At 75.7% G+C, this 20696-nt stretch carries 13 protein-coding genes; 8 read left to right on the top strand and 5 right to left on the bottom strand.

The window, feature by feature from the left end; all coding sequences use genetic code 11:
* Positions 1 to 225: 225 nt before the first annotated feature.
* Complete coding sequence (locus tag TNCT1_RS05760; protein ID WP_174266163.1) at positions 226 to 1014, bottom strand: LysR substrate-binding domain-containing protein; 789 nt, start codon at positions 1012 to 1014, stop codon at positions 226 to 228.
* Between the two features lie 58 nt (positions 1015 to 1072).
* Here TNCT1_RS05760 and TNCT1_RS05765 point away from each other — a divergent pair, with 58 nt between their 5' ends.
* From TNCT1_RS05765 to TNCT1_RS05790, 6 genes are all read left to right on the top strand, one after another.
* Positions 1073 to 1465, top strand: a complete 393-nt coding sequence (locus tag TNCT1_RS05765) for a DUF5997 family protein (RefSeq protein WP_143628963.1) — start codon at positions 1073 to 1075, stop codon at positions 1463 to 1465.
* A gap of 90 nt (positions 1466 to 1555) precedes the next feature.
* Positions 1556 to 2410 carry a DUF4132 domain-containing protein gene (locus tag TNCT1_RS05770; protein ID WP_143628965.1) on the top strand — a complete coding sequence of 285 codons (855 nt, stop codon included), beginning with the start codon at positions 1556 to 1558 and terminating at the stop codon, positions 2408 to 2410.
* Positions 2407 to 7410 (top strand): hypothetical protein, encoded by a 5004-nt coding sequence (locus TNCT1_RS05775; RefSeq protein ID WP_235902363.1) that lies wholly within the window; start codon positions 2407 to 2409, stop codon positions 7408 to 7410. Before TNCT1_RS05770 ends, TNCT1_RS05775 begins: the two co-directional genes overlap by 4 nt.
* A 46-nt stretch (positions 7411 to 7456) precedes the next feature.
* Positions 7457 to 8626: an AAA family ATPase gene (locus TNCT1_RS05780; protein WP_143628967.1), complete on the top strand. Its 1170-nt coding sequence runs from the start codon at positions 7457 to 7459 to the stop codon at positions 8624 to 8626.
* A 5-nt stretch (positions 8627 to 8631) separates the two neighbouring features.
* Positions 8632 to 12195 carry a DUF5682 family protein gene (locus TNCT1_RS05785; RefSeq protein WP_174266164.1) on the top strand — a complete coding sequence of 1188 codons (3564 nt, stop codon included), beginning with the start codon at positions 8632 to 8634 and terminating at the stop codon, positions 12193 to 12195.
* Positions 12192 to 13940, top strand: a complete 1749-nt coding sequence (locus TNCT1_RS05790; RefSeq protein ID WP_143628971.1) for a hypothetical protein — start codon at positions 12192 to 12194, stop codon at positions 13938 to 13940. Before TNCT1_RS05785 ends, TNCT1_RS05790 begins: the two co-directional genes overlap by 4 nt.
* 91 nt (positions 13941 to 14031) lie before the next feature.
* On the opposite strand, the gene TNCT1_RS05795 is transcribed toward TNCT1_RS05790, so the two are convergent.
* Positions 14032 to 14454: a secondary thiamine-phosphate synthase enzyme YjbQ gene (locus TNCT1_RS05795; RefSeq protein WP_143628973.1), complete on the bottom strand. Its 423-nt coding sequence runs from the start codon at positions 14452 to 14454 to the stop codon at positions 14032 to 14034.
* A gap of 120 nt (positions 14455 to 14574) precedes the next feature.
* On the opposite strand from TNCT1_RS05795, the gene TNCT1_RS05800 reads away from it, so the two are divergent.
* Positions 14575 to 15654 (top strand): NAD(P)-binding domain-containing protein, encoded by a 1080-nt coding sequence (locus TNCT1_RS05800; RefSeq protein ID WP_143629418.1) that lies wholly within the window; start codon positions 14575 to 14577, stop codon positions 15652 to 15654.
* 12 nt (positions 15655 to 15666) lie between these two features.
* Here TNCT1_RS05800 and mltG read toward each other — a convergent pair whose 3' ends face one another.
* Both mltG and TNCT1_RS05810 read right to left on the bottom strand, forming a co-directional pair.
* Positions 15667 to 16557 (bottom strand): endolytic transglycosylase MltG, encoded by an 891-nt coding sequence (gene mltG / locus TNCT1_RS05805; protein WP_143628975.1) that lies wholly within the window; start codon positions 16555 to 16557, stop codon positions 15667 to 15669.
* A gap of 70 nt (positions 16558 to 16627) precedes the next feature.
* A complete protein-coding gene (locus TNCT1_RS05810; protein ID WP_143628977.1) occupies positions 16628 to 18430 on the bottom strand; it encodes an ABC transporter ATP-binding protein in 1803 nt (600 codons plus the stop codon).
* 112 nt (positions 18431 to 18542) lie between these two features.
* On the opposite strand from TNCT1_RS05810, the gene TNCT1_RS05815 reads away from it, so the two are divergent.
* Positions 18543 to 18992, top strand: a complete 450-nt coding sequence (locus TNCT1_RS05815) for a MarR family winged helix-turn-helix transcriptional regulator (RefSeq protein ID WP_143628979.1) — start codon at positions 18543 to 18545, stop codon at positions 18990 to 18992.
* Positions 18993 to 19047: 55 nt separating this feature from the next.
* On the opposite strand, the gene TNCT1_RS05820 is transcribed toward TNCT1_RS05815, so the two are convergent.
* The gene (locus TNCT1_RS05820) at positions 19048 to 20670 is read right to left on the bottom strand and encodes a peptide-N4-asparagine amidase (protein ID WP_308789269.1); all 1623 of its coding nucleotides are present in this window, start codon (positions 20668 to 20670) and stop codon (positions 19048 to 19050) included.
* Between the last annotated feature and the right edge of the window lie 26 nt (positions 20671 to 20696).

Consider the following 20696-nt stretch of genomic DNA (forward strand, 5'->3'; position numbering starts at 1 on the left):
GCGGAGAAGCGGGACGCGGAGGGGACCACGGCCGAGCGCCGTCCGGGCCGTGCCGTGACGCCCGGCCGCGGATCGACGGACCGGCCGGGGATCGACGGACCGGCCGGGGATCGACCCCGAACTGGACCGGCCAGGGAACGGGAGCGAGGCGCGCAGAAGTCGCCCCCGCTTGGCGACGGCGGTCTACGACTCACGGCGCGGCTTGCCCCGCTTGGCGACGGCGGCCTACGACTTGCGGCGCGGCTTGCCCCGCTTGGCCGGCTTGCCGCCTCCGGAGCCGGTCCGGCCCCGCGCGGTGCGGCTCGCGGGCTTCGAGCCGGCCGACTTCCCGGCCGCCGGCTTCTGGCGGCCGCCCCCCTGCTGGGGCCGCCCGCGCCTCTGCTCCGCCTCGGCCTTCTCCGCCGAACGGCCCCGCGTGCTGTTGACGGTGCGGCCGCGGACGATGCCGATGAAGTCCTCCACCAGGTCGGTGGTGGCCTCCTCGGGCCAGGACAGGGCGACGCTCGACTGCGGCGCGTCGGTGACGGGCCGGTAGGTGAGATCCCTGCGGTGGTAAAGCCGGGCCAGGGACTGCGGGACGATCAGCAGGCCGACCCCGGCCGCCACCAGCTCGACGGCGTCGGGCGTCGTCGCGGGGCGTTCGAAGGCGGGCTCGCCGGGCGGGGCGGCCCAGTCGAAGACGTCGTCCAGGGGGTGGAACACGACCTCGTCGGCGAGGTCGGCCAGGGCCACCTCGTCGGCCGCCGCGAACAGGTGGTCCCTGGGCACGACGACCACCGTGGCCTCCGTGTACAGGGGGATCGCGCTGAAGTACGTGCGGTCGACCGGCAGCCGGACGAAGGCCGCGTCCGCCTCTCCCGCCCGCAGCAGCCCGGGCGCCTCCGGGGCGGGGACCTGGAGCAGGGTGAGCGGGATGCCGGGCAGGCGCTCCCGCCAGATCCGCACCCACTTGGCCGGCGTCACTCCGGGGACGTACGCGAGCCGGAACGACGGTGATTCCTCCGAGCCTGTCACCAGGCCAGGCTACCGGCCGTGGTCGGCCGCCCCGCACCCGGCCGATACCCTTGACCTCATGAGTTCGCAGCAGAGCACCCAGACGATGAAGCCCGCGACCGCGGCGAAGAAGCTGGGTGTGTACCTCCCCGCCACCCCCGCCGAGTTCCAGCAGGGTGTGGTCACGCGCGCCGAGCTGAACGAGCTGCAGGCCGACCCGCCCGAGTGGCTGCGCGCGCTGCGAGCGGACGGTCCGCACCCGCGTCCGGTGGTCGCCGCGAAACTCGGCGTGTCCATCTCGGGTCTCGCGCGCGCCGGCGTCACCGAGGCGCTGACCACCGAGCAGATCGAGGCGCTCAAGCAGGAGCGGCCCGAGTGGCTGGAGAAGGAGCGCGCCACCCAGGCCGAGGTCCGCAAGGAGGGGGCTCGGCTCAAGAGCATCAAGAAGGAGAAGGACGCGCCGGACGCCTGAGCCGGCTGACGCCCCCGGCCCCGCGGGCGTTGTCAGTGGCCTCCCCTACAGTTCGCGTCAGTTGATCACTGCGCGTGCGGGGAGGCATGTATGGGGTGGGTGGCCGCCGGCGACTACGAGATCGCCCTCGACGGCGGGAAGGTGGTGTGCCGCAACGCGGCCGGGCGCCGGCTGAAGTCCGTGCCCGCGAAGCTCGCCGACGATCCCGCGGTCACGGGTCTCAGGCAGCTCGCCGAGTGGCTGGAGCGGCACGAGCGGCAGTGCCTGGCCGACGTGGAGCGGTGGATGGTCCGCTCGCTGCCGGTGCCGCTCGCCGCAGTCGCCCGGGTGTGGCCGGATCCCGCCTGGCAGACCGTCCTGCGCGACCTCGTCGTCACCGGTGACGACGGCCGGGTCGCCGGTTTCCTGCGCGACGCCGGTCCCGAGCGCGGTCTGGGCCTGGTGGACCTCGACGGCGACACGGTGCGCATCACCCCCGAGCTCGTCCGCATCCCGCACCCGGTCCTCCTCGAAGACCTGGAGGAATTGCGCGAGTTCGCCGTCGAGCTGGGCGTCGAGCAGCGCGCCCGGCAGCTCTTCCGCGAGGTCTGGCACCGTCCGGCCGGCACCGGCGACGGCGCCACGCAGGTGGAGGAGTACGCGGGCGGCTCCTACAAGGAACTGCGCTTCCTGCACGGCCGGGCCGCCCAGCTCGGCTACCGCGTGCGCGGCGGGAACGCGGTGTGCGCCGTCTTCGAGGACGGACAGATCGTCGAGGCCCGCGTGTGGGTCGGCGACTACGACGGCTACGAGGAGACCGAGACCGGCGCGCTGGTGTGGGCCGACGCCGCCGGGCGCCTGCTGGAACTCGGCCAGGTGGGTCCCGTCGCCTGGTCGGAGGGCATGCGGATGGCGGCCGCGCTGTACGCCGGGCGGGACGTCGAGGACGAGGAGCGCGCGGCATGACGGCCACCACCATCACCGGGTACGACGAGGCCACCGCGGCCGCGCTGCTGGACGCCGGCGCCGTTCTGCCGCCCGGCAGCACCGCCCGCGAGGACGCCGACGGCCTCACCGTGCGCACCTACGGCCACCCCGCCCTGGGCGAGCGCAGGGTCGTGCGCCTGGTGCCGGGCACCCTCGGCGAGGCCGAGGACCTGGCGCTGGAGTTCATCGGGCTGGCCCGCGAGCCGGAAGCGCCGGAAGTCGGTCAGGTGCGCAAGGAGACGCTGGGCTTCCCGGCGTGGGCGCTGGTGAACGACCCGGCGAACGGGCACCACGCGCTCGCCCTGGTCAAGGACGTCGAGCGGCTGGCCCGGCAGGCCAAGTCCCGCCCCGGCCACGCCAAGGACGGCTTCGAGGCGCTCGGCGAGCGGCTCGGGCGGGCCGTGCCGCACTTCCTGCCGACGTTCTACGAGCAGGCCGCGCGGGTCTTCCTGCAGCACGAGAACACCACCTACGCGGCCGCCTTCTTCGGCAAGGCCCGCGAGGCCGAGCGGGTGCACGCGCTCGCCGTCGACGAGGAGCGGCAGCGGGCGGTGTTCCTGGAGTTCGCCTTCGCGGGCGCGCTGACCGTGAAGGCGCTCAAGGAGCATGTGAAGGACCTGGCCCGGCGGCTCGACCCGGCCGCCGCGTGGGCGCAGTTCCGGCAGCTCACGGTGGAGCGCTGCGCCGCCGGGATGCCGCCGTACGCCTCGCTGCCGCAGGACGCGCGCGGGCTGGTCAGAGCGGCGGGGCTGGACCGGGACGCCGAGGAACGGTCCCTGGTGGCCGACCTGCTGGCCTCCCCCGCCGCGGTGCGCGCGCCCGCCTCCTTCTGGAGGTCCTACCGCGGGGTCCTGTCCGACCTCGCGGAGCGGCAGCCGGCCGTGCGGGCGCGGCTGCTGGAGATCATGCCCGCCGGACTGGGCCGGGAGGTCGAGGACGACGAGTTCTGGCTGACGCTGCTCGCCGAGTGCGGGGCCGAGCGGCTGCTGACCGACCCGGAGGCGGCGCGGGAGCACGCCGTCGAACCCGCCGACTGGCTGGGCCGCTGGGCTTACTTCCGCAAGCACGGCGGGTCCTTCTCGCGCCGCTCCCCGGCCACCCTGGCGCTCGTCGCGCGCATGGCCGGGCCGCTGCGGGCGGCCGGCCGGCCCGTGGACCTGTTCACCGGCCGCTGGCACGCCGGCGCCGATCTCGACCTGCTGGACCTGTGCGCGGCGGAAGGCGTACCGCTCGCCACGCCGGGACCGCAGGTGAGTGCGTACCTGCCGCTTCCCGGCTGGCTGAAGGACGACCGGGCCGGCCGCCGGGACCTGGTGGCCGTGGCCGCCGACCCGCGGTTCCGCCCGCTGCTGCACCGGGCCCTGGAGGCGGTCGGCCGGGACAACACCGGCGCCGCCCTGCTGAAGACGGTCGCCGCGCACCCGGTGCTGCGCGGCGTGCTGCGCGAGTGGCTCGACGAGGCCGCCGGGCGGTACACACGCGCGACGGGGCTGCCCGGCGCCCGTGCCGCGCTCGACCGGCTGCGGCCGTTCCGGCCGGTGGCCGCCGACGTCGCACCGGACGCCGTCGCCCTGGTCGCCGGGCACGCGGTGGCTCCGCTGCTCGGCCGCACCCTGCGCGCCGGCATCCTGGACGAGCTGGGCTGGCCGGCCCTCGACGAGGCGCTGGCCCTGCTCGGCGCCAACATCGGGGCCGGGAGGCGCGAGGACGCCACGCCGACCGTGCACGAGGCCTGGCCCGCCCTGGTCCTGGCGAACCGTCACAAGGCGGTGGTGGTCGGCCCCGACGAGGTCCTGCTGGAGCACGACCTGCGCCTGCCCGCGGGGCTGAACCGCTGGGAGCGCCCGTGGTGCCGGTACGTGGACAGGGAACTGCTGGTCATGTGGCGGCAGGACGGCAAGCAGCACGGCTACTGGTCGGCCCGCCCCACCGAGGTGTTCACCCTCGGCGGCGAGCAGCTGCCCTCCTACCGGTACGGCAACGACGCCGGCGACCCCTCGATCCCGCTGCCCGGCGGCGGCCGTGCCACCGGCGGACGTGCGCTGCACGCCGGGGACACCGTGCTGCCGCCGAGCCGCGCCGTGATCGGTGACGGCACCGTGCTGTGGCGCCGGGGCAGACAGGGGCGGGAGACGGTGTGGCTGGAGTACGACCCGGTCACCGGCACACATGGCCGCGCCTCCCTGCCCGCACTGCTGCGGTCGGGCATCCGGGACGGGGCGTCCCTGCTGACCGGCCTGTGCGAGGTGCTGCCGCTGCAACCCGGCCTCGAGGCGAGCCCGTTCGGCACCGACGGCACGGTGCTGGGCCGCTGGGTCCGCGTGGAGGGCGAGGGCGACCGGGCCCGCAAGGTCGCCGGCACGCCGGACGGGCGCACCGTCTCGGTACCGGCCGGACCCGACGGCCGTTCGGACCTCACGCCGGTCGGGGCGCTGCGGCTGCCCGGCGGCGCCGAGCCGGTCGTCGCGCAGAGGCGCGGCCAGGCCGTGCTGTTCGCCGCCGACGACACCTCGGCGGGCGGCGAACTGGGCTGGGTGACGCCGGGTGACGATCGCGGCAGCGAGTTCGCCGCCGGAACGCGGCTGGTGCCGCCGCTGGCCTTCTGGCACGCGCTGCGCCCGCGTGACGAGGCCGGCTCGGCCGTCCTGCGCTCGCTGAGCGACGAGCGGACGGCCGGGCTGCTGGGGGACACCGCCCGGGCGCTGGCGGAACGTCAGGAGGCCGTGGCACGCGCCGGTTCGGACGCGGCCGCCCGGGCAGCGGTGCCGGCCGCGGACGAGGTCGCTCTCGGGGCCGTCGCCCGGGCGCTGCCCGGCTGCGCCGACGGCCGGCTGCTCACGGGCGTCACCGGACTGGTCCGGGTGGCGCTGCGCCTGACCGAGTCGGCCGCCGCCTTCGCGACGCCCGTCGCGGAGCGGCCGCGCGAGCCGCGCACGGGGACCGCGGAGATGTTCGCCGACTACCGCCCCGAGCACGGTGAGGACCGCATGCTGTACGAAGCCGTGTCCGGCGTCGTCGGCCTGCGGGGCTGGTGGTCCGGAGGGCAGTGGAGCGTGCTGCGCCAGATCCGCTCGGTGAATCACGTGCTGTCCGGCAGGCCCGCCGAGGGCAAGACGCTGCCCGACCGCGCACGGGCCGCCGTCGGCGACGGCTGGGTCACCGACGAGCACACCGTCCCCGGGATCGGCATGGTGTGGCCGTCCGTTCTGGGCGCACTGCGCGCGCTCGCCCAGCGGGCCGCCTCGCCCGCCCTGCCCGAGGAGCGGCGCGAGCCGCTGCTCCTGCTGTTCGAGGCGCTGGCCGAGGGCCCGCTGGCCGGGGCGGGCGGCACCCTGCGCGAGATCGTGCTGAGCGAGTCGCACGACAAGCAGCAGCGGTCAGGACAGGTGCTGCGCCGTGACGGCCGCACGGTGGTCGTCCTCGGCTGCCAGAGCGTCGACACGCGGCTGGACCGGGTGCGCTGGCTGGCGCTGGACCACGACCCGTCCGGCGCGTTCGGGGCGGTCGCCCACTTCGTGCTGGACAGCGACGTCCGGCACGACGCGGGGATCTCCGCCGACGATCTCGCCGCGGTCACCCGGCTGATCCGGGACAAGGGCGCCGCCCCCTGGCAGGCCGGGGCGCCCGAGGCGCTGGTGGCGGCGACCGGCGGCGGGCTCGGCCCGCTGCAGTCGGCCGCGCTGCTGGCCGGGCTGCCGCAGGAGCCCGGCGCGGAGCGGCTGGCCGCGCTCGGCCTGAAACCCCGGCAGAACGAGTTCGCCCTGGCCCGGCTGGACGCCCTCGGCCGCGAGGAGCGCAACGCGCTCCTGGCCGCCCTGCTGCCCGCCGACCCCGCCGACCTGTGGACCTCGGGGCCGGACACCGGCGCGGCGGGCCGGGTCTGGGCCGAGCGGCTCGGCTCGCTCGTGCGCGTGCCCGAGGACCTGGCCGCGGACCTCGTGGGCGTCGGGTACGGCGAGGAGGTGCTGAACCCGTCCCGCACGCCGTGGCTGACCCGCACCACCGTGCTGCGGCCGGACAAGGAGGGCAACCTGGCCTGGGCGGATCCGGCCGCCGTGCCCGGCCGGCACGATCTGCCGGCCGCCCTGAACACCCTGACCGCCCTCGCCTACGTCCTGCCGTACGGACACCCGCTGCGCGCCGCCCTGCCCGCGGGGCTCGCCGCGCTGCGCCGCCGTCTGGCCGATCCGGAACTGCTGCTCGACCTCGACGTGGAGTGGACGGAGAAGGGCGGCTCCACCGCCGCCGAACTGCGCAGGCTCCACGGCCTGCCGGAGACCGGGGGCGGCGACGCGCACGGTCTCACCCGCGTCGGCGAGGCGATCGTGCTGCGCCCCTGGCACCGCGACACGGAGATGGTCCTGGTCCGCCCGGCCGCGCTCACCGGCCCGGACGACGCGGTGTTCGGGCTGCTGGAGGGGCTGGCCGGCGACGGCCGCGGCCACCGCCTGCGCGTCCTGCGCACCCTGCTCGGCGACGACCTGGCCCGGACGGTGGCCGCCGGCGCCGACGGCCCCCCGGGCCACGCGCAGGACCCGTCGGTCAGCGTGCCCGGACTCGTCGCCGAGGCCGGCGCCGCGCACGGCCTGAGCGAGGACGCGGCGGCGCTCTACCTGCAGTTGCTGGCGCTGCCCGATCCGACGGACCGCAACCGCGCGCGCTGGACCGGCTGGAAGCCCGCCCGGGCGAAGAAGGCCCGCGCCGAGCTGGCCGGGACCGGCCTCGTCGTGGAGGCCAAGCGGTCTCGCGCCGGACGGACGCTGTTCCTGCCCTGCGGCTGGCGGGAGCTGAAGTCGCCCGCGCTGCCGGTGGAGACCTGGAAGGAAGGCCTGTACCCGGTGTACGACCACCGGCGCGCCCTGCCGCCGCTGCCGGTGCCGGAGCTGTTCGCCCGCGCCTGGGACCGCGTCCGCTCCGGCGACGCCCCGGCGTACGAGGAGCTGACCACGCGCGCGGCCCGCAGGGGGCGGCGCCGATGACCCGCCGCACGACCATCACCCGTGACACCCTGAAGGGCACCCGCCGATGACCGCCGTCCTCGCCCCCGACGCGACCCGCCAGATCGTCCCGCCCGAGGACCGGTACGCCGCCGAACTCGCCTTCCTCGCCGCGTACGACACCGGACCGCGACCCCCCGCGTGGCGGCTCACGCCCCGGGCCGTCGTCACCTTCGTCATGGGCAGCGGCGGGCAGGCGCTGCGGCTGCCCGAGGACGCCGAGGCGCCGGACGGGGTCCCGGGGCGCCTGGTCGTGGAGGACAAGTTCGTCGGCGACCGGGCGCTGGTCGAGCGGTGCGTCGTCACGCTCGCCGGGGAGCGTGGCCTGCTGCTCGTCGGTGAGCCCGGCACCGCCAAGTCGATGCTGTCCGAGCTGCTGTCGGCGGCCGTCTGCGGGACCAGCGGCCTGGTGGTTCAGGGCACCGCGGGAACGACCGAGGACCAGCTCAAGTACGGCTGGAACTACGCCCTGCTGCTCGCGCAGGGCCCCAGCCGGCAGGCGCTGGTGCCGTCCCCGGTGCTCACCGCGATGTCCCGGGGCGCGATCGCCCGGGTCGAGGAGGTCACCCGCTGCCTGCCCGAGGTGCAGGACTCGCTGGTGTCGCTGCTGTCGGAGCGGCGCATCTCCGTGCCCGAACTGGCGGGCGGCGAGGACGGCCTGGCCCACGCGGCGCCCGGCTTCAACCTGATCGCCACCGCCAACCTGCGGGACCGGGGCGTCTCCGAGATGTCCGCCGCGCTCAAGCGCCGCTTCAACTTCGAGACGGTGGGCCCGATCGCGGACCTCGACGTGGAGACGGCGCTGGTGCGCGGCCAGGCGCGGGCCTCGGTGGAGCGGGCGGGGGCGCCCTTCCGGGTCGACGACGCCGTGCTGGAGGCGCTGGTCACCGCGTTCCGGGATCTGCGCGAGGGACGGTCGGCGGAGGGCTGGGAGGTAGAACGGCCGTCGACGGTGATGAGCACCGCGGAGGCCGTGGCCGTGGCCGGTGCGCTGGGCCTGGCCGCCGCCTACTTCCCCGGCGACCGTGACGTCCTGGACCTGCTGCCGGGCCATCTCCTCGGTGTCGTGCGCAAGGACGACCCGGCCGACGCGGCACGGCTGAGCGGCTACTGGGACGGCCCCGTGCGGCGCCGCGCCGAACAGGGCTCCGCCACCTGGCGCACCCTGTGGGACCTGCGCCCGGTCCTGGAGGGCTGAGGGCCGTGCCGCACGCTTCCCCCGAGGCGGCCGCGTCGGCCCTCACCGACGCGGCGGCGCCCTTTCTCATCGGCGTACGCCACCACGCGCCCTCCCTGGCCGCGGCCGTGCCCGCGCTGCTGGAGGCGGCGCGGCCGGACGTGCTGCTCGTCGAACTCCCGGCCGAGCTGCAGGACTGGCTGCCGTGGCTCGCCCACGAGGAGACCCGGGCCCCGGTCGCCCTCGCCGCCGCGCCCGGCGACGGGAGCGCCGGCCCGGCGTTCTACCCGTTCGCGGACTTCTCACCGGAGCTGGTGGCGGTGCGCTGGGCGGCCCGTCACGACGTGCCGGTCGTCGCCTGCGACCTGCCGCTCGCGGACCGGGCGTGGGGCGGGGACGGCGGCGGGCGCCCGCACGGCGGCGAGGTCCCGGAGGCGGAGGGTCCCGGTCTCGGCCGCCTCAGCGGCGCCCTGCGCTCCCGGCTCACCGGCCGTCCCGGTGACGACCTGTGGGACCGGCTGGTGGAGGCCGCCGCCCCGGGTTCACCGCCGGAGGCCCTGCGGCGGGCGGCGCTGCTGACCGGGTGGGCGCTGCGCGAGGAGGCCGCGGGCTCGGGCGGGGTGGCCGAGTTGGACCTGCGCCGGGAGCGGTGGATGCGCTCGTGTCTGGCCGCGGCCACGGCGAACGGCGAGCGGGCCGCCGTGGTCGTGGGCGCCTTCCACGCCCCGGCCCTGCTGGCACCGGACGACCTCGGCGAGACGGCCGGCCCGGCGCCCTCGCCCGCCGCGCCCTGGACGACCTCCCTCATCCCCTACACCTACGCCCTCCTCGACGAGCGCTCCGGCTACCCCGCCGGCATCCGCGACCCCGAGTGGCAGCACCGGGTGCTCGAGGCCGCGGGTGACCCCGAGGCGCTGGCGGAGGCGCTGACCGGTGCGGCCGTCCGCGTGTGCGCCGCACTGCGGGCGCTGGGCCATCCCTCCGGGCCCGCGGACGCGCGGGAGGTCGTACGGCTCGCCGGTGACCTGGCCCGGCTTCGCGGGCTGCCGGCGGCGGGCCGTGGCGAGCTGGTGGAGGCCGTGCAGACGGTGCTGGCGCAGGGCGAGCCCTACGGGCGGGGGCGGGCCGTCGCACGGGCGATGGAGCAGGTGCTGGTGGGCGACCGGGCCGGCCGGCCCGCGCCGGACGCGCCGCGCAGCGGGCTGGCCCCGGCGGTGGAGGCCGAGCTGTCGGCGCTGGGCCTGCCCGGCCCGGCGGACGCGGGTCCCGGCAGTGCGCGGGACCTGCGCCTGGACCCGCTGCGCTCGGACCTGGACCGGCGCCGCGAACTCCTGCTGCGCCGCCTGACGGTGTGCGCGGTGCCGTACGCGGAGTCCAGGGAGGTCGCCGGCGCGGGTGGAGCGGAGGCGCTGACCTCCCGCTGGGAAGTGCGCTGGACGCCCGCCACGGCGGCCATGCTGACGGCGGCCGGGGTTCGCGGGGTCACCGCGGCGCAGGCCGCGGAGGGCCTGCTGCGGGAGCGGCGGCGCACCGAGTCGGACGAGGGCGGACCGACCGCGGCGCAGACCCTGGCCGGTCTGGAGCAGGCGGCCCACTGCGGCCTGGAGCGGCTCACGGACGAGCGGCTCGACGAGAGCGCCGAGGTGCTGCCGAACTCCGGGACGCTGCCCGAACTGCTCGCCGGCCTCGCGCTGCTGGACCGCCTGGCCGCCGGTCACATCGCGGGACTGCCGGCCGACGCGGACCGCGCGGCGCGGGCGGCTGCCGTGGCCGGGCTGCTCACCGCCGCCGCGGTGCGCCAGGTGGACGGTCTCACCGGCTCCGAGGACCCCGCCGACGCCCATGCGCTGCTGGAACTCGCCCATCGCGCCGATGGGGCGGGCGGCATCCGGCTCACCGACGCGCTCGCCCGGCTGGCCGCCGGGGGCACCCCGCTGATGCGCGGCGCCGCCGGCGCCGTCCGGGTGCTGCTCGGACACGATGACCCGCGCGCCTTCGGCGACCGGGTGGCGTCCTGGGTGGACGGGGCGGGCGACGCCGCCTCGCGGTCCGCGCTGACCGCCCGGCTCACCGGGCTGCTGACGGCCGCCGGGCCGCTGCTGGAGTCGGCGGCGCCCGCGCTCGAACCGCTGCTGGACCGGGTGCGGGAGCTGTCCGACCAGGACTTCCTGGACCGGCTGCCCGCCCTGCGCGGCGGCTTCGACACGCTCAGTCCCGCCGCGCGCGACCGGCTGCTGTCCACCGTCGAGGAGCGCCTGGACGAGCGCTGGGTGGCCAGCACCGGAGACGTCGACCCGGTGGCACTGGCCGCCTGGACCCGCGCCGACCTCGTGGCCCGCGAAGCCCTCTCCGCCTGGGACCTCCTGCCGCCCCACCGGCCCGCGCACGCCCCGGCGACGACCGACGGCGAAAGCGACGGAGACGGAGACGGCGACGGGACCAGGGCCGGGGATTCCCCGGGTTCGGCGGGCGACACCGGCCGCCGGCTGGCGCCCGCCGACCGGTGGCGCCTGGTGCTGGGCCGCCGCACCGACCGGCTGCCGGCCTCGGCCGGCCGCCTGGCGACCGCGCTGGACGAGCTGTACGGCAGCGGGCGCGGGGAGGGCAGCCGAGGAGATCTCACCGGAGGGGGGAACGGCGGCGGCCGCGAGGCGCCGTACCCCGGGGTGCGGGAGTGGTCGGAGGAACTGGCCGCGCTCTTCGGCCCGGGCGTCCGCGAGGAGGTGCTGGCGGCCGCCGCGGCGTCGGGCCGCCCGGACGTGTTCGCGGAGCTCGACCCGGACACCGTACGGCCGTCGGTGGACCTGCTCCGCTCGGTGCTGCGGCACGCGGGCGGACTGCCCGAGGCCCGGCTGGCCGCGCTGCGTCCGCTGGTGAGACGGCTGGTCGACGAACTGACCCGGCAACTGGCGACCCGGCTCCGCCCTGCCCTGCACGGCACCGCGCTGCCCCGTCCCAGCCGCCGTCCGGGCGGCGGCCTCGACCTGCCCCGCACGCTGCGGGCCAACCTGGCGACCGCGCGCCGCCTGCCGGACGGCACGGTGCGGGTCATTCCCGAGCGGCCCGTGTTCCGCACCCGGGCCCGCAAGGCGGCGGACTGGCGGCTGATCCTGGTCACCGACGTGTCGGGGTCCATGGAGGCGTCCACGGTGTGGGCCGCGCTCACCGCGTCCGTCCTGGCCGGGGTGCCCACGCTGTCCACGCACTTCCTGGCCTTCTCCACGGAGGTGATCGACCTGACGGACCACGTCGCGGACCCGCTCTCCCTGCTGCTGGAGGTCAGCGTGGGCGGCGGCACGCACATCGCCGCCGGGCTGCGGCACGCCCGCGAGCTGGTCACCGTGCCCTCGCGCACGCTCGTCGTCCTGGTCAGCGACTTCGAGGAGGGCTACCCGCTCGGCGGGCTGCTCGCGGAGGTGCGGGCTCTGGTCGGCGCGGGCTGCCACGTGCTCGGCTGCGCGAGCCTGGACGACGCGGGCCGGCCTCGGTACGCCGCCTCCGTCGCCGGGCAGCTGGTCGCGGCGGGGATGCCGGTGGCCGCTCTCAGTCCGCTCGAACTCGCCCGCTGGGTAGGGGAGAAGATCGCATGAGCCCGGATCTGCCGCCGGTCGACCCGTCCGTGACCGCCGGACTCGTCGCGGCGCTCTCCCCCCGGCTGCGCAAGCGGCTCGACGCGGGTGTCGCCAAGCTCGCGGACCGTCCCGTCGTCCGGGACGGAGACACCGTGCGGATCGCCGTCGACGACAGCACCGAGGTCGAACTGCACGCGCCCGGCGGCACGGTGACCGGGGCGGACGCGATCCGCTGCGGCTGTCTGCTGGCCCCCGACTGCCTGCACCGTGCGGCCGCCGCATCGGCCGCGCCGATCGCCGAGCCGTCCGCGGCGGCCGGGCCGGCGGAGGCGGACACCACTGCGCCGGAAACGCCCGGCGCGGAGGAGCCCGGGGAGCCGGAGCTCGGGGAGCCGGAGACGGCCACGCCCGAGCAGTGTGCCGCCGCGCGGGTCCTGCACGCCGCCGCTGCCGCGGCGCTAGAGGCCGGTGCGGACGGCTCCGGCGCGGTGGTCCAGGCGGAGCTGCTGCGCGCGGCGCATACGGCACGGCTCGCCGGGCTCCCCCGGGCCGCCGCCACGGCCGTATCCGTGGTCACCGCGCTGCGCCGGGCGCGCTCCGCCGACCCGGCATACCTCCTGGCGGACCTCGTCGGCGCGCTCCGCGACGCGCTGTCCGCGGCACTGCGCCTGCCGCGGGCGCGGGGCCGGGAACTGGCGGAGTTGCGCGGCACGGTGAGGCAGCCGTACCGCCCGGACGGCTCGCTGCGGCTGTACGGGCTCTTCACCGAGCCGGTGCTCACGGCGACGGGCTACGCGGGCGCCGTGACCTGGACGGCCGACGCCGAGGGGCGGCTGTACCAGGTGCCGGACGTGGCGCCGGGCGGCGCCGGGCGCGCGGCGGGCACGGCCGACCGGACCCTCCGCGTCGGCGACACCGCCCTGACGCACCGTGAACTGTCCCGGGCCGGGCTCGCGGTGTCCGGCGCCACGGTGTCCCCGTCGGGGCGGCTCGGCGCGGGCGCGGGGGTACGGGCGGTCCGTGCCTCCGGAGCCGGCTGGCGCGCGGACCCGCTGGACCGGCTCTGGGCGGTCCCGGCCGGCGAACAGGCGGCCCGCGCCCTGGGCGGCGGCCACGGCCTGCTCTTCCTGGAGGTGACCCTCGTCGGCACGGTCCGGGAGGCGTCGGGCGACTGCCTGCTCGCACGGTGCGGGGGCGTCCTCGTGCGGCTGACCGCCGCGCACGACCATCCCGCGCTCCCCCACCGCGACAACCTGCGGCTGCTGGCCGCGGCCCGGGGCAGCCGGCTGCGGATCGTCGCCCGGCTGACCCCGGCTCCGCACCCGCGGGCCCTGCTGCTGGCGGCCGAGCACCCCACCCTTCCGGATTCCCGCGTCGACCTCGGCCTGGACCGGCTCCAGCACGCCGACCTGCCGTCCGGGTCCGCCTCGCCGGCGCCCCCGGCGGAGGTCCCCGCGCCCGACGAGGCACCGGTGCACCTGCTGGGCCGCCGGGTGCGGCAGGCGGCGTCGGGCGGCCGGCTCGTGCTGTCCTTCCCCGGGGAGACGGACGCCGACGTGCGGCGGCTGGACCGTGCCGGGCTGGGGACGGCGGGCGAACTCCTGCACGAACTGCACGCCGCCGCGGCGCAGCGCTCACGCGACGTCTTCGGCCGGCTGCTGCCCGCGGACCCGGACCGCTTCGCCAGGGCCTGGCTGGCGGCGGCCCGCTACACCGACGAGGTCGACCGCGCGCTGTGTGCCGCCGCCTGGGGTGGTGCCTGAGGTGCGGGCCGGGCCGGCCCGTCCGGGGCTGACAGGAGCCGGGAAACGGGGGCGGGGCGCGGGCGGGGCGAACGGCGCCGTGTCGCGCGCCTCAGCCGAGGAAGCTCAGCCGCACCTTGCGGTCGGGGTTGTCCTTGTTCGTGTCGACCAGGCAGACCGACTGCCAGGTACCCAGCTCCAGGCGTCCGCCGATGACGGGGAGGGTCGCGTACGGCGGCACGAGCGCGGGGAGGACGTGGTCGCGGCCGTGGCCGGGGCTGCCGTGCCGGTGCTGCCAGCGGTCGTCGGCGGGCAGCAGGGAGTGCAGGGCGGCGAGGAGGTCGTCATCGCTGCCGGCGCCCGTCTCGATGATCGCGACGCCGGCGGTGGCGTGCGGGACGAAGATGTTGAGCAGGCCGTCGCGGCCGGCCGCCGCCTCCCGCAGGAAGTCCTCGCATTCGCCGGTGAGATCGACGACCCGCTCCCGGGAACCGGTGGCGACGTTCAGCATTCGCGTCGTGAAGGCATCTGACATGCCCTCCATCCTGACCCATGTGCCGGGTTTCACACGCCAGGCTGCGAGGGTCCGGGGGGCGGCGGACGCGGGAAGATCCGCGAGCGCCCCGCTGTTGGCAGGGGCGTGAGCGAGACGCGCATGGTCGACGTGGTCGTCATAGGCGCTGGACAGGCGGGCCTGTCCAGCGCCTATCACCTGCGGCGCGCCGGTTTCGAGCCGGAGCGTGACTTCGTGGTCCTGGACCACTCCCCCGGGCCGGGCGGCGCCTGGCAGTTCCGCTGGCCGTCGCTGACCTACGGCAAGGTGCACGGGATGCACTCCCTGCCGGGCATGGAGCTGACGGACGCCGATCCGGCACGGCCGTCCGCCGAGGTGGTCGGCGCCTACTTCGACCGCTACGAGCACGCCTTCGACCTGCGCGTACGCCGCCCCGTGGACGTGACGGCCGTGCGCCCCGGAAGCGACGGACCCGACGGGCGCCTGCTCGTGGAGACCTCCGACGGCAACTGGGCCGCACGGGCGCTGATCAACGCGACCGGCACCTGGGACCGGCCGTTCTGGCCGCGTTACCCGGGTCAGGAGACCTTCCGGGGAAGGCAGTTGCACACCGCGCAGTACGCCGGGCCGGAGGAGTTCACCGGCCGCCGGGTCGTGGTGGTGGGCGGTGGCGCCTCGGGCACCCAGCACCTGCTGGAGCTGGCCCCGTACGCGGCCGCCACCACCTGGGTCACCCGCCGGCCCCCGGTCTTCCGCGAGGGCCCGTTCGACCAGGAGGCGGGCCGGGCGGCCGTGGCGCTGGTGGACGAGCGGGTACGGCAGGGCCTGGTGCCGAGGAGCGTCGTCTCCGTCACCGGGCTGCCCCTCAACGACGCCGTCCGGCGGGGTATCGCCGAGGGGGTCCTGGACCGCCGGCCGATGTTCGACCGGATCGTCCCGGACGGAGTGGAGTGGGACGACGGACAGCGGGTGGAGGCCGACGTCATCCTGTGGGCCACCGGCTTCCGGGCGGCCCTCGACCACCTGGCGCCACTGCGGCTGCGGGAGCCCGGCGGCGGGATCAGGGTCGAGGGAACCCGGGCGACGGCCGACCCTCGCGTCCATCTGGTCGGCTACGGTCCCTCGGCCAGCACGGTCGGCGCGAACCGGGCCGGGCGCGCGGCCGTCCGGGACGTCCGGCGGCTGCTGGCCGGGGAGCCGTCGCGACCGGCCGCCGCGTGACGCGTCCCCGGTTCAGCGCGGCGGCTGGGTGACCGCGGGCTCCAGTGGGCTGCCGCTGGGCTGCTGCGGCGCGGTGCTCTGCTGCAGCGCGCTGAACTCGGCCACGTTGCGCACGTGTTCGGCGTAGTCGGCGGTGAAGCGGGTGTCCCCGGGCTTGACCGTGACGTAGTACAGCCAGTTGCCGGAGGGCGCGTTGGTCACGGCGCGGATCGCCTCCGGGCCGGGGTTGCCGATCGGGGTGGGCGGCAGTCCCATGCGCTGGTAGGAGTTGTACGGGCTCGGCGAGTCGGCGTGCTCGCCGGCGTTGCCGCCGGTGCGGTTCAGCGCGTAGTTGAGCGTGGAGCCCACCTGCAGCGGCATGCCCTGCTGGAGCCGGTTGAGGATGACCCGCGCCACCTTCCCCATGTCGGCCGTGACTGCCGATTCGGCCTGGACGATGCTGGCGACGATGACCGTCTGGTAGACGTTCATGGCGTTGCGCTGCGCTCCGGCGCCGACCGGTGTCACGTCGAACCTCTTGTTCGCCGTGTCGACCATGCGCCGCAGCAGGGACTCCGGGGTGGTGTCCTTCGTGACCGGGTAGATCGCCGGGTAGAGGTAGCCCTCCGGGTTGCCCTCGGCCTCCTTGGGCAGCTTCAGGCCCGCTTTGGCGAGTGACTTGAGGGCGCTGCCCGGCGGCAGTTCGAGTGCTTTGTCGACGGCCTCGTACACCTGGCTCGCGCGCGCGCCCTCCGCGACGACCATCGTGCGGAGCCCGCCCTCCTGCTGGGTGGGACCGCCCGCCAGGCTCAGCAGCGGCACCGCCACGGCGGTGCCGGCCAGGGCGGCGCCGGTCACGACGAGGACGAGCTTGCCTCGGCGCGTCAGTCGCATCGCCTTCCGTGGTGGGATGTTCATCTGCATGCGGGAACGATAATACGCATATTGCCGCAAACCCGACATATCATCAGCTTGTCGGCGGTGGCCGCCCGCGTCAGCCCGCCGGTTCCAGTCGGGCGTCCCGGCGCACCAGCGCCGCGTACCGCCCGTCCAGCTCCAGCAGGTCCTCGTGCGTACCCCGTTCGGCGACCCGGCCGGCGTCCAGGACGACGATCTGGTCGGCGCCGCGGACGGTGGACAGGCGGTGCGCGATGGTGAGGGTCGTGCGGTCGGCCGACAGGGCGTCGATGGCCTGCTGCACGGCGGCTTCCGTACGGGTGTCCAGGGCGCTGGTCGCCTCGTCCAGGATGAGCACCGGCGGGTCGCGCAGGATCGTGCGGGCTATCGCCAGACGCTGCTTCTCGCCGCCGGAGAACCGGTGGCCGCGTTCGCCGACGACGGTCTCGTAGCCGTCGGGCAGCGCGGCTATGTGGTCGTGGATCTGGGCGGCCCGCGCCGCCGCGTACAGCTCCTCGTCGGTGGCGTCCGGCTTGGCGAAGCGGAGGTTGTCGGCGACCGAGGCGTGGAAGAGGTAGGTCTCCTGGGAGACGACGCCGACGGCGCGCGCGAGGGTGTCGAAGTCGAGGTCGCGCACGTCCACGCCGTCGAGGGTGACGCGGCCGCCGGTGACGTCGTAGAGCCGGGGCACCAGGCAGCCGAGGGTGGACTTGCCGGCGCCGGTCGGGCCGACGACGGCGAGGCTGCCGCCGGCGGGCACGGTGATGTCCAGGCCGTCGAGGACCGGGACGCCCTTGCCGTCGTAGCGGAACTCGACGCCCTCGAAGCGCACCTCACCCTTGACCTCGTCGAGGTGGACCGGCCGCTCGGGCTCGGTGATGTCGACGGGCAGGTCCAGGTACTCGAAGATCCGCTGGAAGAGGGCCAGAGACGTCTGCACCTGCACTCCGGTCGCCAGCAGGCTCACCGCCGGGCGGAACAGGCCCTGCTGGAGGGAGACGAAGGCGACGATGGTGCCGAGCGAGACCTGCGGGCCGCCGAACTGGAGGGCGAGCCCCGCGGTCCAGTAGATAACGGCGGGCATGGCGGCCATGACGATCGTGATCACGGCCATCCGCCAGCGGCCGGCCATGTTGGACCTGACCTCGAGGTCGACCAGTTGCTCGGACTCCGCGGCGAAGGACGCGGTGAGCGAGTCGGAGCGCCCCATGGTGCGGCCGAGCAGGATGCCGCTGACGGAGAGCGACTCGGTGACCGTGGCGGCCATCGCGGCCATCTGCTTCTGGCGCTGGGTGGTGATCTTCTTGCGTTCGTTGCCGACGCGGCGGCTGATCCACACGAACACCGGAAGCAGGAGCAGGGAGACGACGGTGAGCCGCCAGTCGAGGGCCACCATGGCGACGATCGTGGCGACGACGCTGGTGGCGTTGGAGACCAGGGAGGTGGCGGTGGAGGTGACGGTGGCCTGCATGCCGCCGATGTCGTTGGCGATGCGGGACTGCACCTCGCCGGTGCGGGTGCGGGTGAAGAAGGCGAGCGACATGCGCTGCAGGCGGCCGTAGACGGCGGTGCGCAGGTCGTGCATGACGCGCTGGCCGACGGTGGTGGAGATCAGGGTCTGCAGGACGCCGAAGACGCTGGAGAGGACCGCGCTCAGGATCATGCCGAGCGCGAGCAGGCTCAGCAGACCGGTGCGGCGCTCGGGCAGCGCGACGTCGAGGATCTCCTTGAGGAGGAACGGGGTGGCCACGGAGACGAGCGACGAGGCGCCGACCAGCAGGCCGACGACCGCGAGGCGCCCGCGGTAGGGACGGAAGAGCTTCAGGATGCGGCGCACCTGCCGGGGCTGCTCCCCGGCGTCGGCGGGCGGGGTCCATGAGGGTTCTCGTTCGGGATGCATGGGCTCCTACGGAGGTGGCGGGCGGCGGCCGGGACCGGACGCCGGCGACTGACGGATCGTAGCTCATTGTTACCTATACTCACAATGAACGGCATCCTGATATTGTTCCCGCATGACCTCCCCCGATCCCGACGGCCTGCTCGCCGAGCAGTTGCTGCGGCTCACCCGCCGGGTCCACCGCATCCAGAAACGCCATCTGGAGGGACGGGAACTGGGCGTCACCCCGGCCCAGTCCCGGCTGCTGCGCACCCTCGCGCACTACGGCTCGCCCCCGCGCATGGCCGACCTGGCCGAGCGCCTCGAAGTGGTGCCGCGCGCGGTGACGACGCTGGTCGACGGGCTCGAGGCGAGCGGCAAGGTGCGCCGGGTGCCGGACCCGTCGAACCGGCGGGTGACCCGTATCGAGCTGACGGACGAGGGCCGGGAGACCCTGCGCGAAGTGCGCGGAGCGCGCCGGTCGGCCGCCGAGGAGATACTCGCCCCGCTGACGGAGAAGGAGCGCGCGGTGCTCGGCGTGCTCCTGGACACCCTGGTCGACTCGGACGCAGCCAAGCCCTGCTGAACGCGTGCGGCCGCCCCCGCCCCGCCGGTCTCGAAAGCGGGGACGGCCGGGGGGCTCAGCAGCGGCTGCGGTCCTCGGTCAGCGTGCCCTGCTCCGTGGTCAGCGATCGGTCGTAGCACCCCGCCGAGCCGTACAGGCGGTAGCGCTCGCTCGACGTGCCGACCGCGTGCCGCTGATCGCGGGGCACGCCGAGCGTGTAGGCGGCGTCGCCGCTGTAGGTGTCGTCGAGCCGCGACCACCCGGTGCGCCGGCCGTCCTCGTGGCGCACGACCGTGGCCCGGTCGCCCAGGGTGAGCACGGTGCGCAGCCGGTCGTCCGTACCGACGGTGGTGGCGCCGTTCATCGTGTACGTCCGGTGGGTGCGCGTCGTCCGGTCGGGACCGGCTCCCTGGACCGCGACGGCCTCGTCGTCGGTCCAGGAGGCGTCGAGTCCGTCCGTGTTCTCGCCGTCGGTCCAGCGGTGCGCGGAGGTGTTGGCGAGGGTGCGGGTGACGGTGGTGGTCACCCGGCCGTGCGAGGTGTCCAGGTACCCGGAGACGGTGAGCCGGTGCCCGGCCTCGGTGTCGACGCGGTTCTCCGCGCCGGGCGTGTAGACCGAGGAGTCGGCGACGTCGGTCGCCGCGGTGCGGGTGAGCGCCCCGGTGACGTGGGCGCGGTGCGCGTCCTGCCAGACCAGCACGTTCACGGGGGCGCTCCACCCGGACTGCCCTGCCGGCACGCCCAGGACGGAGACCTCGACGCGGTGCGGCCGGCCGTCGTTGAGGATTCCGGCGAACGGCGTCAGGTCGTACTCGACGGGCCGGACGTCGAAGGCGCGCGGCGCCGGCACGACGTACCAGAGGAACGGGTTGGACCAGCCGCCCGTCCACACGTGGGGGTAGGGCGCGGCGATGCCGGCGAGCTGCCCGTCGACCTTGATCTGCACCTCGCGGTACGGACCGTGGTCGGACTTGCAGGAGTACGCGGCGGGGTCGGCCACGGTCAGGTACCAGAACTCCTCGCAGCCGCCGCCGGATCCGGTCGCGTACACCTCGGCGACGATGCGTTCGCTGTTACGCGGGGTGGTGAGGGTGGCGCCGTCGGGTGTGCCGGCGAGGGTGAGGACGCGGTCGGGCGCCGGCACGTCGGGGCGGCCACGGTAGAAGGTGAGCGTCACCTTGACGTCGATGACGCCGGTGTAGGTGTCGTCCACGACGTTACCGATGAGCATCTCGACGTCCCGCGGGCCACGGAAGACGTCGCTGTACCGGGTGACGTCCTTCTCCACGTGCCACGCGATGCCGTCGGGTGACGGCTCCGGCGTCGAGGTGCGCAGGATCTCGGCCCCGCCGACGTGCAGGTAGCCGAGGCGGTCGAACTGACGGCCCTTCACCTTGCCGTCGAGGCGCAGGACGACCTTGCTCCAGCGGTCGCCGCAGCCCCGCGGCGGTGTGTACGCGCCCCGGTAGGGGGTGAAGTCACGGAACTGGGTCTCGGCCAGGGTGACTTGGCAGGACTTGGTGTGCGGCCGGGTGACGGGCGGGGCCGCGGTCATCGGGTCGTGCCAGTCGGTGCCGAACTCGGCGGGTGCGCCCGCGGTCCGCGCCGCCGTCTCGGCGGCCATGGCGCCGGTGCCGAAGATCGTGCTCGCCAGGAGGGTCGCTCCGGCAAGCATGGACATGACTATCCGTCTTCTCATGGGCCCGGTTCTACGGGGATCGGGGG

The sequence above is a fragment of the Streptomyces sp. 1-11 genome, assembly GCF_007176755.1.
Classification (GTDB): domain Bacteria; phylum Actinomycetota; class Actinomycetes; order Streptomycetales; family Streptomycetaceae; genus Streptomyces.

Coding starts and splice junctions, on each gene's coding strand:
- TNCT1_RS05795 (WP_143628973.1), bottom strand. CDS start 14,454: ATGTCAGATGCCTTCACGACGCGAATGCTGAACGTCGCCACCGGTTCC.
- TNCT1_RS05820 (WP_308789269.1), bottom strand. CDS start 20,670: ATGAGAAGACGGATAGTCATGTCCATGCTTGCCGGAGCGACCCTCCTG.
- TNCT1_RS05770 (WP_143628965.1), top strand. CDS start 1,556: ATGGGGTGGGTGGCCGCCGGCGACTACGAGATCGCCCTCGACGGCGGG.
- TNCT1_RS05790 (WP_143628971.1), top strand. CDS start 12,192: ATGAGCCCGGATCTGCCGCCGGTCGACCCGTCCGTGACCGCCGGACTC.
- TNCT1_RS05815 (WP_143628979.1), top strand. CDS start 18,543: ATGACCTCCCCCGATCCCGACGGCCTGCTCGCCGAGCAGTTGCTGCGG.
- TNCT1_RS05775 (WP_235902363.1), top strand. CDS start 2,407: ATGACGGCCACCACCATCACCGGGTACGACGAGGCCACCGCGGCCGCG.
- TNCT1_RS05810 (WP_143628977.1), bottom strand. CDS start 18,430: ATGCATCCCGAACGAGAACCCTCATGGACCCCGCCCGCCGACGCCGGG.
- mltG (WP_143628975.1), bottom strand. CDS start 16,557: ATGCAGATGAACATCCCACCACGGAAGGCGATGCGACTGACGCGCCGA.
- TNCT1_RS05765 (WP_143628963.1), top strand. CDS start 1,073: ATGAGTTCGCAGCAGAGCACCCAGACGATGAAGCCCGCGACCGCGGCG.
- TNCT1_RS05800 (WP_143629418.1), top strand. CDS start 14,575: ATGGTCGACGTGGTCGTCATAGGCGCTGGACAGGCGGGCCTGTCCAGC.
- TNCT1_RS05780 (WP_143628967.1), top strand. CDS start 7,457: ATGACCGCCGTCCTCGCCCCCGACGCGACCCGCCAGATCGTCCCGCCC.